Source organism: Mycolicibacter virginiensis (assembly GCF_022374935.2).
GTDB lineage: Bacteria > Actinomycetota > Actinomycetes > Mycobacteriales > Mycobacteriaceae > Mycobacterium > Mycobacterium virginiense.
This window is the reverse complement of sequence record NZ_CP092430.2, coordinates 1,179,554-1,191,214: the sequence shown is the minus strand read 5'-3', so window position 1 is coordinate 1,191,214 and position 11,661 is coordinate 1,179,554. Positions and strand designations below refer to the sequence as shown.

At 67.5% G+C, this 11,661-nt stretch carries 11 protein-coding genes; 5 read left to right on the top strand and 6 right to left on the bottom strand.

Features of this window, described 5'->3' with window-relative positions:
- Window positions 1-26: 26 nt before the first annotated feature.
- Window positions 27-1,421 carry a cystathionine beta-synthase gene (locus MJO54_RS05895; protein WP_064888836.1) on the bottom strand — a complete coding sequence of 465 codons (1,395 nt, stop codon included), beginning with the start codon at window positions 1,419-1,421 and terminating at the stop codon, window positions 27-29.
- A 177-nt stretch (window positions 1,422-1,598) separates the two neighbouring features.
- On the bottom strand, window positions 1,599-2,651 hold the full coding sequence (locus MJO54_RS05890; protein WP_105295787.1) for an alpha/beta hydrolase: 1,053 nt from the start codon (window positions 2,649-2,651) through the stop codon (window positions 1,599-1,601).
- A gap of 182 nt (window positions 2,652-2,833) precedes the next feature.
- Between MJO54_RS05890 and MJO54_RS05885 the strand changes: the two genes are divergently transcribed.
- Both MJO54_RS05885 and MJO54_RS05880 read left to right on the top strand, forming a co-directional pair.
- A complete protein-coding gene (locus MJO54_RS05885) occupies window positions 2,834-3,688 on the top strand; it encodes an SGNH/GDSL hydrolase family protein (protein WP_105295767.1) in 855 nt (284 codons plus the stop codon).
- Between the two features lie 35 nt (window positions 3,689-3,723).
- The gene (locus tag MJO54_RS05880) at window positions 3,724-4,941 is read left to right on the top strand and encodes an acetyl-CoA C-acetyltransferase (RefSeq protein ID WP_046285077.1); all 1,218 of its coding nucleotides are present in this window, start codon (window positions 3,724-3,726) and stop codon (window positions 4,939-4,941) included.
- A 69-nt stretch (window positions 4,942-5,010) separates the two neighbouring features.
- Here MJO54_RS05880 and MJO54_RS05875 read toward each other — a convergent pair whose 3' ends face one another.
- Complete coding sequence (locus MJO54_RS05875; protein WP_105295768.1) at window positions 5,011-5,856, bottom strand: putative endonuclease domain-containing protein; 846 nt, start codon at window positions 5,854-5,856, stop codon at window positions 5,011-5,013.
- A gap of 110 nt (window positions 5,857-5,966) precedes the next feature.
- Window positions 5,967-6,821, bottom strand: a complete 855-nt coding sequence (locus tag MJO54_RS05870) for a Bax inhibitor-1/YccA family protein (RefSeq protein ID WP_046285079.1) — start codon at window positions 6,819-6,821, stop codon at window positions 5,967-5,969.
- Window positions 6,822-6,979: 158 nt separating this feature from the next.
- Here MJO54_RS05870 and MJO54_RS05865 point away from each other — a divergent pair, with 158 nt between their 5' ends.
- Genes MJO54_RS05865 through MJO54_RS05855 form a run of 3 tightly spaced genes read left to right on the top strand, consistent with a single transcriptional unit; the run spans window position 6,980 to window position 10,511 of the window.
- Complete coding sequence (locus MJO54_RS05865) at window positions 6,980-8,017, top strand: enoyl-CoA hydratase/isomerase family protein (RefSeq protein WP_105295769.1); 1,038 nt, start codon at window positions 6,980-6,982, stop codon at window positions 8,015-8,017.
- 9 nt (window positions 8,018-8,026) lie between these two features.
- On the top strand, window positions 8,027-8,800 hold the full coding sequence (locus MJO54_RS05860; protein ID WP_065152996.1) for an enoyl-CoA hydratase: 774 nt from the start codon (window positions 8,027-8,029) through the stop codon (window positions 8,798-8,800).
- Between the two features lie 10 nt (window positions 8,801-8,810).
- Entirely contained in the window at window positions 8,811-10,511 is a 1,701-nt protein-coding gene (locus MJO54_RS05855; protein ID WP_065152997.1) for an alpha/beta hydrolase, read from the top strand.
- Here the strand turns inward: MJO54_RS05855 and MJO54_RS05850 are convergent.
- Window positions 10,443-10,919, bottom strand: a complete 477-nt coding sequence (locus MJO54_RS05850) for a rhodanese-like domain-containing protein (RefSeq protein ID WP_065152998.1) — start codon at window positions 10,917-10,919, stop codon at window positions 10,443-10,445. The genes MJO54_RS05855 and MJO54_RS05850 overlap by 69 nt on opposite strands.
- Window positions 10,916-11,461 carry a cysteine dioxygenase gene (locus MJO54_RS05845; protein ID WP_105295770.1) on the bottom strand — a complete coding sequence of 182 codons (546 nt, stop codon included), beginning with the start codon at window positions 11,459-11,461 and terminating at the stop codon, window positions 10,916-10,918. Before MJO54_RS05845 ends, MJO54_RS05850 begins: the two co-directional genes overlap by 4 nt.
- Between the last annotated feature and the right edge of the window lie 200 nt (window positions 11,462-11,661).

The window sequence follows — 11,661 nt, the reverse complement described above, 5'->3', positions numbered from 1 at the left end:
ACCGCAGGACAGTGAACGTGAACGCCTTATCGGCGGCGTGGCCCGTCGGACAAAAAGCCCAGGAGGTCGTGGCGAGTGATGACGCCCACCGGTTTGCCGTCCTCGACCACCATCACCGCGTCGACCTCGGCCAACGTGGTGGCGGCGACGCCGACGACCTCGCCGGATCCGATGAGTGGCAGCGGCGGTCCCATGTGCTGCGACACCGCGTCGGCAAGCTTCGCGCGGCCCTCGAACACCGCGGAGAGCAGGTCGCGTTCGGACACGCTGCCGGCCACCTCTCCGGCCATCACCGGCGGTTCGGCCCCGACGACGGGCATCTGCGACACCCCGTACTCCCGCAGGATCCCGATGGCGTCGCGCAGAGTCTCGGCCGGGTGGGTGTGCACCAGGTCCGGTAGCACGCCCGACTTGGCCCGCAGCACGTCGGCGACCGTGGGTTGCACGGTCGAACCGTCCAGCCGCGAGCGCAGGAACCCGTAGGACGACATCCAGGAGTCGTTGAACAGCTTCGACATGTAGCCGCGCCCGCCGTCGGGCAGCAGGACGACGACCAGTGCGTCGGGGCCGGCCTTGACGGCGGTCTCGACGGCCGCCACCACGGCCATCCCGCAGGAGCCGCCGACCAGCAGCGCCTCCTCCCGGGCCAGGCGCCGGGTCATGTCGAACGAATCGGCGTCGGAGACCGCGATGATGCCGTCGGGAATGCTCGGGTCGTAGGCGGCCGGCCAGAAGTCCTCGCCGACTCCTTCCACCAGATACGGTCGGCCGGTGCCACCGGAGTACACCGAGCCTTCGGGGTCCGCACCGATGATCTGCACCCGGCCTTCCGACACCTCTTTGAGGTAGCGGCCGGTGCCGGTGATGGTGCCGCCGGTTCCGATCCCGGCGACGAAATGGGTGATCTGGCCGTCGGTGTCGGCCCAGATCTCCGGACCCGTGGTCTCGTAATGACTCTCAGGGCCTGCGGGGTTGGAGTACTGATCCGGCTTCCAGGCGCCGTCGATCTCCTCGACAAGCCGGTTGGAGACGCTGTAGTAGCTGGCCGGGTCGTCCGGGGGTACTGCCGTGGGGCACACCACCACTTCGGCGCCGTAGGCCCGCAACACGTTCTGCTTGTCCTCGCTGACCTTGTCCGGGCAGACGAACACGCACTTGTAGCCGCGGCGCTGGGCCACCAGAGCCAGGCCGACGCCGGTGTTGCCGGAGGTGGGTTCGACGATGGTGCCGCCGGGCTTAAGTGCACCGCTGGCCTCGGCCGCGTCGATCATCTTCACCGCGATGCGGTCCTTGGAGCTGGCACCCGGGTTGAGGTACTCGACTTTGGCCACCACCCGGCCGGCGCCGGGGGGAACGATCGAAGTCAACTCGACGAGTGGAGTGTTGCCGATGAGTTCACTGATGTGGCTCGCTATCCGCATGCCTGCCATCGTCTCAGGTTATTTGCCCGGCGGTTCAGCGAGGCTCGACGGAGGAGAGCCGAAGCTGGAACCGCCCCACGACCCGGCGGTTCAGCGAGGCTCGACGGAGGAGAGCCGAAGCTGGAACCGCCCTACGATCCAGCGGTTCAGCGAGACGGGCCTTATCAACCGGGCGGATCAACCGGTGGCTTCCCGGATGTATTCGCCGATCTGACGCAATGAGCGGGTCGCCTCGGGCACGAACGGGGCGGCGAGCTGGAAGACGTGAATCTGGCCGGGCCACACCCGCAGCTCCACCGGTACACCGGCGGCCGCGAGGACGTTGGCGCCGAGACGGGCGTCGTGCAGCAACACCTCGGAGCCGGAGACGTGGATCAGGGTGCGTGGAAGTCCCGGCCGGACGTGCTGCAGTGGTTCGAGAACTTCACTGCCGTGGGTGCGGTCGCGGCGGGCCGCGGCTTCCACCAGTTCCACCAACGCGTCAAATGCCTTGGGCGGGAACATCGCACCGGTGTGGATGTTGGGGTGTGCCTTCTTGGCTTCCTTGGCGATCTCCAGCAGCGGCGACATCGCGACGATCGCGGCCGGCACTTCCTCGTCGCCTTCGTCCAACAGTCGCTCGGCCAGCGCCAGCGACAGGTAACCGCCGGCCGAGTCACCGGCCAGCACGATCTGGTCCGGCTCGTAGCCCTGACGGCGCAACCAGCGGTAGGCGTCGTAACAGTCGTCGACCGCGTCGGCGATGGAGTACTTGGGGATCATCCGGTACTCGACCACCAAGACCGGACTGTCGGCGTACTTCGACAGCTTGGTGACGAGCCGGCCGTGGGTGTTGGCCCCACAGGCCAGAAAGGCCCCGCCGTGCATGTAGAGCACGACGCGACGAGTGCCGTCGGCAGGTAGGACACCGGCAGCGCGCACCATCTGCGCCTTGCAACGCGGCAGCCGGATGGTGGCGCGGATGGTGCCCGGCGCCGGCAACATCGCCTTAGCGGCGAAGTCGAGCAATCCGAACGGCCATGGCATCCGCGGAAGGTAGCTGCCGACCGAGAGAACCGGCCGAATCGTGGCCCGGGCCGCCAGCCATGCCATCCGGCCCTCGACGCTGGTCGACTCCTCGGAAACCTCGACGGGCAGCCCGTCGTGACGGCCGTAACGGTAGGGTCGCGGACTGGGATACAGGCGGGTGCGAACACGTAAGGAGCTGGGAATTGTGTCGGGTGCGGTCATGATGGACACTCCCTCCAGCCGGCCCGGGCCGGCACAGCCAACGCGGTACCACTTATCGTCACACGCGAAAAATTGAGAAGAAATCTTATGATTCGTTCCGATACTGCATCGGGTCCGCTTCGTGACCATATTTGTTTGCTGCGCTCAGGTGACACGGGCGTCCTTTCCCTAAAATCACCGACATGGCGATCGGGGCAACGCGACAGTCGACGGTCACGCTGGCCACTGCGGGCGTGGTCGCTTTTGGCGGCACCCTCTATCTGGGTGTGCGCAATCTTCTGGCGGGCCAGGCCGACCGGGCCCGTCAGACGATCCCCAAGGCTTGGGATCTTCCACCGCGTGCTGACGGTTTATACGGTCCCGACGACGCGCAAGTTCAGCCTTTTCGCCGCGGGGCGAATGTCGACCTGCACCTGATGATTTTCGGCGACTCCACCGCGACCGGGTATGGCTGCCATTCGGGGGCAGAGGTTCCCGGCGCGTTGATCGCCAAAGCACTGGCGGAGCGCACCGGTATGCGGATTCGGTTGAGCACTAAGGCAATTGTGGGCGCCACCTCTAAAGGCCTGGCCGGCCAGGTGGACGCGATGTTTGTCGCGGGTCCGCCACCGGACGTTGCCGTGATCATGATCGGCGCCAATGACGTGACCGCACTGCACAGCATCGCCGGCTCGGTGCAGCGCCTGCGCGCCGCGGTAAAGCGACTGCGCGCCAGCGGCGCGGTGGTGATCGTGGGCACCTGCCCCAAGTTCGGGGCGATCAGCGCGATACCGCGACCGCTGCGCTGGGTCGCACACGCCCGGGCGTGCCAGCTGGCCCGGGCGCAGACCCTGGCGGTGAAAGCAGCCGGCGGTATCGCCGTGCCCTTCGCCGACTTCCGGGCACGAGAATTTCATGACAGCCCGCAACTGCTGTTCGCCGCCGACCAGTACCACCCGTCGGCGGCGGGCTACGCCCTGGCGGCGGGCCAAATGATCCCGGCGCTCTGCGCTGTGCTGGACCGGCCCGATTCCCGCGTGGTGGCCTCGTCGGGCTAGATTCGGCTCTATTACCCGATCTCAAGGAGCCAGAAGTGCCTGAAGCTGTAATCGTCTCAACTGCGCGTTCGCCGATCGGCCGGGCCGGTAAGGGATCCCTGGTCACCATGCGGCCCGACGACCTGGCCGCCCAGATGGTGCGGGCCGCCCTGGACAAGGTGCCTGCGCTGGACCCGCGCGAGATCGACGACCTGATGATGGGCTGTGGCCAGCCGGGCGGCGCCTCTGGCTACAACATCGGCCGCGTGGTCTCGGTGCTGCTCGGCTACGACTTCCTGCCCGGCACCACGGTGAACCGGTACTGCTCGTCGTCGCTGCAGACCACCCGGATGGCGTTCCACGCGATCAAGGCCGGCGAGGGTGACGCGTTCATCTCCGCCGGTGTGGAGACCGTCTCGCAGTTCGCCATCGGTGCTGCCGACGGCGCCCCGAACAGCAAGAACCCGCTGTTCAACGACGGGATGGCCCGCTCGGAGGCCGCCGCGGCCGGTGCCACCGAGTGGCACGACCCCCGCGCCGACGGACTGCTGCCGGACGTCTACATCGCGATGGGCCAGACCGCCGAGAACGTGGTACTGCACACCGGGATCAGCCGCGAGGACCAGGACCACTGGGGCGTGCGCAGCCAGAACCGCGCCGAGGAGGCCATCAACAGCGGCTTCTTCGCCCGTGAGATCTCCCCGGTCACGCTGCCCGACGGCACCGTGGTGAGCACCGACGACGGCCCGCGCGCCGGCACCACCTACGAGAAGATCAGCCAGCTCAAGCCGGTGTTCCGGCCCAACGGCACGATCACCGCCGGCAACGCCTGCCCGCTGAACGACGGCGCCGCCGCGGTCATCATCACCAGCGACACCAAGGCCAAGGAGCTGGGTCTCAAGCCGCTGGCCCGGATCGTGTCCACCGGGGTGTCGGGCCTGTCGCCGGAGATCATGGGTCTGGGCCCGATCGAAGCCGTCAAGAAGGCGCTGGCGAACGCCAAGATGTCGGTCTCGGACATCGACCTGTTCGAGATCAACGAGGCCTTTGCGGTACAGGTGCTGGGCTCGGCTCGCGAGCTGGGCATCGACGAGGACAAGCTGAACGTGTCCGGCGGGGCGATCGCCCTGGGCCACCCGTTCGGTATGACCGGCGCCCGCATCACCGCCACCCTGCTGAACAACCTGGCGACCCACGACAAGCAGTTCGGCGTGGAGACCATGTGCGTGGGCGGCGGCCAGGGCATGGCCATGGTGGTCGAGCGGCTCTCCTAGTTCCCGTATTCCCGTTGACTCTGCGCCTACCAGGCAAATGTGCGAGTAACTCGCCTGGTCAGCGCAGAGTCAACGTCGTTTTAGGGCATCCCAGGCTTCCCTGACGCGGCGGACCACGTCGTAGCCCCGGTGTTCGGCGAGCACCGTGACGTGCGTCCAGCCCGCCTGTCGGATGTACTCCAGACGCTCGACGTCCTTCACAAATTGTGAGCGGCTGGTGCGGTGCTGATCGCCGTCGTATTCGACCGCGAGCGTGACGTCTTCCCACCCCATGTCGAGGAAGTACTTCGGATAACCGTCGGGGCCCAGCACCGGGATCTGGGTCTGGGGTCTAGGGAACCCGGCGTCGCTGAGCAACAGCCGCAGCCAGGTCTCCTTCGGTGACTGCGCACCGGCATCGACGAGGTACAGCGCGGCTTCCAGTTGGCGCAGGCCGCGGGTATGACGATGCCGCGACGCCAGCCGCGCCACATCGTCGATCTTGAAATGCGTGGCGTTGGCCAGCGCGTCGAGCCTGGCGACCGCCTGACGCAACGGGCCGCGGCGGCCCAGGTCAAAAGCGGTGCGTTCGGGAGTGGTGGCGACGACGCCGGCGAGGTGCTGAGATTCGCCATCGAGGATCAAATCAGCACGCGTCTTGATCCCGTGCGGGGCTCGCGCGTTACGCCAGATCAGTTCGACGGTGGCGTCGTCGTCCACCCAGTTCGCCCCGTGCAAGGCGGATGCCGCCAAGCCGGAGACGACCCCCTGACGATGCGACCACAGCCAGGCTCCCTCAGTGCGGTGTCGCAGCGCGAGTGTGACGCGCTTGTCCAGATACACGTTGGGCGCGATCGAGCGGTAGTACTTCTCCAGCTCGTGCCAGGTGACCGCCCCGGCCGCCAATGCCTCACTACCGATGAATGGCTGTCCCATGTCGGCATGCTGCCCGGGGCCACCGACACAAAAAATGACTCTGCGCGTACCAGGCAAAAGTGCGAGTAGGTTGCCTGGTCAGCGCAGAGTCAACGGGAAAAGCTAGCGGGTCACTCGCTCTGGAAGTAGCTGAGCAGCCGCAGGATCTCCAGGTACAGCCAGACCAGGGTCACGGTCAGGCCCAGTGCGATGCCCCAGGCCGCCTTCTCCGGCGCGCCGGCGCGGATCAGCTGGTCGGCGGCGTCGAAGTCGATCAGGAAGCTGAACGCGGCGATCCCGATGCACACCAGCGAGAAGATGATGGACAGCGTCCCGCCGCTGCGCAGGCCCAGGCCCTCACCGCCGCCGACGCCGAACAGCGACAGCACCAGGTTGCCGATCATCAGGGCCAGCACACCGAACATGCCGGCGACGAGCATCCGGGTGAACTTCGGCGTGACCCGAATGGCGCCGGTCTTGTAGACCACCAGCATGCCGCCGAACACCCCGAGGGTGCCCATCACGGCCTGTCCGATCATCGAGCCGGCGTTGCCGGTCCCCACCGTGAAGGCGGTCAGCACCCAGGAGATGGCGCCGAGGAACAGGCCCTCGAGCACCGCGTAGCTGAGCACCACCGCCTTGTTGTCCTGCTTGCGGGCGAACATGGCCACCATCACCACGGCAAGGCCGCCGAACGCGCCGACGAAGGTCAGCGGCCCGGCCAGCGCCTGATTGGCCGACACCATGAAGAAGGAGATGATCGCCGCCACGCTCAGCACACCCAGCGTGATGCCGGTCTTGGTGACGACGTCATCGATGGTCAGCGGGCGAGTGACCTCCCGCTGCTGGTACTGCGCCAATGACGGGTCGACCTGGTAGGTCTGGCCCACCTGCTGAGTCGCACCGGCCATACCGGTTCCGAACTGCGCGTAGCCGCCGCCCTGTTTGGGCAACGAACGAAATACCGGGTTGCTGGTCTCCCGCACCGTCCCGATCCTCTCTTGGGGCTGTGAAGCGAAGGGTTACGAATACTCAAATCAACGTTTCCCGACCCGCCGGAGTTCCCGACGGCGTTCAGGCCGCTCTGCTGCCAAACCTTACCCGCGGATCAGTGACCGCGCGTAGGGATCTACATTGCGAAGGCGTGACAGGTGAATCTGACGAGGTCCTGGCCCACGTTGACAACGGGGTCGGCCTGCTGACACTCAACCGTCCGAAGGCGATCAACTCGCTGAACCTTCCGATGGTGACCGCCATGACCGCGGCACTGTCCATCTGGGCCGAGGATCCGGCGGTCACGGCGGTGGTACTCACCGGGGCCGGTGAGCGCGGACTGTGCGCCGGCGGCGACGTGGTCGCGATCTATCACAGCGCCAAATCCGACGGCGCGGATGCGCGACGATTCTGGTACGACGAGTACCTGCTCAATGCGCGGATCGGCGGATTCGGAAAGCCGTACGTGTCGTTGATGGACGGCATCGTGATGGGCGGCGGTGTCGGAGTCGGGGCGCACGCCAACACCCGGGTGGTCACCGACACCACCAAGATGGCCATGCCCGAGGTCGGTATCGGTTTCATCCCCGATGTCGGCGGCACCTATCTGCTCTCGCGCTCCCCCGGCCGGCTCGGTCTGCACGTAGCCCTGACCGGCGCACCGTTCTCCGGCCCGGACGCCATCGCCCTGGGTTTCGCCGACCACTACGTGCCGCACGCGGCACTGGAGGCCTTCACCGCGGCGATCATCGCCGATGGAGTGGACAGCGCCCTGGCCGCACACGCAACCGACGCGCCAGCGAGTCAGCTTGCCGCACACCGCGACTGGATCGATGAGTGCTACGCGCACGACACCGTCGCGCAGATCGTGGATGCGCTGGCCGGCCACGCCAGCCCCGACGCCAACGCCGCTGCCGAACTGATCGGCACCCGCTCCCCGGTCGCGTGCGCGGTGACGTTGGAGGCGGTGCGCCGGGCGGGCCGGCTCACCACCCTGGAAGACGTTCTGATCCAGGAATACCGGGTGTCGTGCGCGTCGCTGCGCTCGCATGATCTGGTGGAGGGCATCCGCGCCCAGCTGGTCGACAAGGACCGGAATCCGCAGTGGTCCCCGGCGACGCTGGCCGAGGTGAGCGCCGCCGATATCGAGAGCTACTTCGTTCCCGCCGAACCCGACCTGACCTTCTAAGGAGAACCCATGACTTACGAAACCATTCTTGTCGACCGCGATGGACGCGTCGGCACCATCACCTTGAACCGGCCGCAGGCACTCAACGCCCTCAACAGCCAGGTGATGAACGAAGTCACCACCGCCGCAGCTGAATTCGACGCAGACCCCGGCATCGGAGCCATCATCATCACCGGTAGCGCCAAGGCGTTCGCCGCCGGAGCGGACATCAAAGAGATGGCCGATCTGAGCTTCGCCGAGGTGTTCGCCGCCGACTTCTTCGCCGCCTGGTCCAAGCTGGCCGCGGTACGCACCCCGACCATCGCCGCGGTGGCCGGGCACGCCCTGGGCGGCGGCTGCGAACTGGCGATGATGTGCGACCTGCTGATCGCCGCCGACACGGCCAAGTTCGGCCAGCCGGAGATCAAGCTGGGTGTGCTGCCCGGCATGGGCGGCTCGCAGCGCCTGACCCGGGCCATCGGCAAGGCCAAGGCGATGGACCTGATCCTGACCGGCCGCACCATCGACGCCGCCGAGGCCGAGCGATCCGGCTTGGTGTCCCGCGTGGTGCCGGCCGACGACCTACTGGCCGAGGCCGGCCAGGTCGCCGCCACCATCGCCGGGATGAGCCTGTCGGCGGCCCGGATGGCCAAGGAAGCCGTCAACCGGGCCTTCGAGTCCACCCTGGCCGAAGGGCTGCTCTATGAGCGCCGTCTGTTCCACTCGGCGTTCGCGACCGACGACCAGACCGAGGGCATGGCGGCGTTCACCGAGAAGCGCGCACCGAATTTCACCCACCGCTGAGTAGCTCCCGATGAGCGCGACAGCCACCGACACCGCAACCGCGGAAACACCCCCGGAGGCGATCGCGCGCGCACCCTGGTGGGTCCGCCACTACACGTTCACCGGCACCGCGATGGGCCTGGTGTTTCTGTGGCTGTCGCTGACGCCGTCGCTGCTGCCCCGTGGGCCGCTGTTCCAGGGTTTGGTCAGCGGCGGCTCGGGGGCCATCGGCTATGCCCTGGGGGTGTTCAGCGTCTGGCTGGTCCGCTACATGCGCTCGAAGGACACCAGCCCGCCGGCCCCGCGGTGGGCGTGGCGGGTGCTGATTCCCGTCGCGGCGGTCATCCATCTCTGGGTGGTGTGGACGATCCACGGCTGGCAGGACCAGATGCGCGACCTGATGGGTGTGCCGCACCTGACTTGGTACAACTACCCGCAAGCCGGCGCGATCGCGGTGGTCACGCTGTTCATCCTGGTCGAGATCGGCCAACTGATCCGGATGCTGATCCGCTTTCTGGTGCGCCAGCTCGAACGCGTTGCCCCGCCGCGGGTTTCGGCCGTGGTCGCAGTGTCGTTACTGGTGGCTCTGGTTGTGGCGGTGCTCAACGGTCTGGTGCTCAAGACCGCTATGCACGTCATGAACAGCACCTTCGCCTCGGTCAACGAGGAGACCAGCCCCGACCGGGCCGCCCCGTCGACCCGGCTGCGCTCGGGCGGACCGGAGTCGCTGGCGTCCTGGGAGTCGCTGGGCCATCAGGGCCGCATCTTCGTCGCGAACGGGCCCACCGTCGCCCAGCTCAGCGCGTTCAACGGCGCACCGGCCACCGAACCGATTCGTGCCTACGCCGGCCTGAATTCGGCCCACGGAATCAAGGAGACCGCTGAGCTGGCCGCAGCCGAGCTGGCCCGCACCGGCGGGCTGAGCCGCGCGGTGGTGGCGGTGGCCACCACGACGGGCACCGGCTGGATCAACGAGGCGGAGGCCTCGGCCCTGGAATACATGTTCAACGGCGACACCGCGATCGTGAGCATGCAGTATTCGTTCCTGCCCAGTTGGCTGTCCTTCCTGGTCGACAAGGAGAACGCGCGCCAGGCCGGCCAGGCCCTGTTCGAAGCCGTCGACAAACAGATCCGGGCCCTGCCGGAGGCCCAGCGCCCCAAACTGGTGGTGTTCGGCGAAAGCCTCGGTTCCTTCGGCGGCGAGGCCTCCTTCATGAGCCTCAACAATGTGCTGGCGCGTACCGACGGTGCGCTGTTTTCCGGTCCGACCTTTCAGAACACCATCTGGACCGACCTGACCATCAACCGCGATCCTGGGTCCCCGCAATGGCTGCCGATCTACCACGACGGCCGCGCCGTGCGGTTCGTCGCTCGCCCGCAAGACCTGGCCCGTCCCGACACCCCTTGGGGCGCACCGGATACGCCGCGAGTGGTTTACCTACAGCACGCCTCCGACCCGATCGCCTGGTGGCATCCGGATCTGCTGTACCACAAGCCCGACTGGCTGCGAGAGCCACGCGGCTACGACGTGCTGCCGCAGGTGCACTGGACCCCGATCGTGACGTTCCTGCAGGTCTCTGCCGACATGGCGGTGGCGATCGACGTGCCCGACGGTCATGGCCACAGCTACGTCGCCGACGCCGCCGATGCGTGGGCGGCGATCCTACATCCAGCGTCGTGGACCCCGGAGAAGACTGAACGGCTCCGCCCCCTGCTGCACTCCAACGCTTAGCGCGGCCAGCGGGGCCGGCTCCACCAGCTCCCCGACCGCAGCCAGGGCCTGATAGCCGCCGATGACGTCGGTGGCGCGGTGCAGCCCCAAGTCCTGCAACGCCGCCGCGGCCAGGCTCGAGGTGTAGCCCTGCGAGCACAAGATGATCCACTGCACGTCGTCGTCGACCGCCTGTGGCAGCCGGGCGTCGCTGGTCGGGTCGCAGCGCCACTCCAGCACGTTGCGTTCGATCACCAGCGCGTCGGGCACTTGGCCTTCCTCCGCGCGCTGGGCCGCCGGCCGGATGTCGACCAGGTGTGCGCCGTTGCGCAGCGCCTCGGGCACCTCATCTGCGGTCAGCCGGTGCAGCTTGGCTCGAGCCGATTCGAGGAGCAGATCGATGCGGCTGGTGACGTGCGTTGCGGTCATGACGCCTCCGGGTGCTGGGTGAGTTCGGTGCGCTGCCTACGCAAAGTATGGTCCTGCGCGACGTCGTAGTAGGACATTTCCACCAGTGGTGGCGAGTATGCGTGCACGCTCAGCGTCGGGGCGGCCGGTTCGAGCGGGGCGGTCGGTGGCGCCCAGACGACGTCGTGCACCCAGCCCTGGGTGAACGCGGCCTGGTCCCCGGCGTCCAGGCGTCGTTGCGCCAGCTCGCGACCATTCCAATGGAGCTCGTCCAATGAGCCGGACAGCACGGTCAGCGCGCCCAGCGAGTCACCGTGATCGTGCAGTTCGGTGGCGTGCCCCGGGACCCAGCTGATCAGCCAGATGTCGAGCCGCTCGTCACCGTGGATTCGGGCGAACCAACGCTGGTCGTCGGGCAGGCCGGAGGCGGGCAGCAGGTGGTTGTAGCGGCCCTGCAATACCGCGTCGGCGGCCAGGTCGGTGGTCTGCAAGAGGTCGGGAAGGCGCAACGCGCGCGGCCGGGCGGCCGGGCGCCGCAGCGCGATGGGATCGGCGATAACCATGGTGAGAACTCCAAAGAGGATGGGCTGGATTCGAGAAAGGGATCGGCGGCAGCATTCAGCTGCGGCAACAACAACCCTGGAATCCGACGTGCTCCATCACAGCGGCCATGCTATCCGGGCGCCGCGCCGCACGCACCGGCGCGTCAGTTGCGGGGCGGAGGTTCCGGCCCACCCAGCACAGAAATACCCACTGCGACCTG

Excerpts from the sequence above, each read along its gene's own strand:
- MJO54_RS05895 (WP_064888836.1), bottom strand. The coding sequence starts at position 1,421 with ATGCGGATAGCGAGCCACATCAGTGAACTCATCGGCAACACTCCACTC.
- MJO54_RS05890 (WP_105295787.1), bottom strand. The coding sequence starts at position 2,651 with ATGACCGCACCCGACACAATTCCCAGCTCCTTACGTGTTCGCACCCGC.
- MJO54_RS05885 (WP_105295767.1), top strand. The coding sequence starts at position 2,834 with ATGGCGATCGGGGCAACGCGACAGTCGACGGTCACGCTGGCCACTGCG.
- MJO54_RS05875 (WP_105295768.1), bottom strand. The coding sequence starts at position 5,856 with ATGGGACAGCCATTCATCGGTAGTGAGGCATTGGCGGCCGGGGCGGTC.
- MJO54_RS05860 (WP_065152996.1), top strand. The coding sequence starts at position 8,027 with ATGACTTACGAAACCATTCTTGTCGACCGCGATGGACGCGTCGGCACC.
- MJO54_RS05855 (WP_065152997.1), top strand. The coding sequence starts at position 8,811 with ATGAGCGCGACAGCCACCGACACCGCAACCGCGGAAACACCCCCGGAG.
- MJO54_RS05850 (WP_065152998.1), bottom strand. The coding sequence starts at position 10,919 with ATGACCGCAACGCACGTCACCAGCCGCATCGATCTGCTCCTCGAATCG.
- MJO54_RS05845 (WP_105295770.1), bottom strand. The coding sequence starts at position 11,461 with ATGGTTATCGCCGATCCCATCGCGCTGCGGCGCCCGGCCGCCCGGCCG.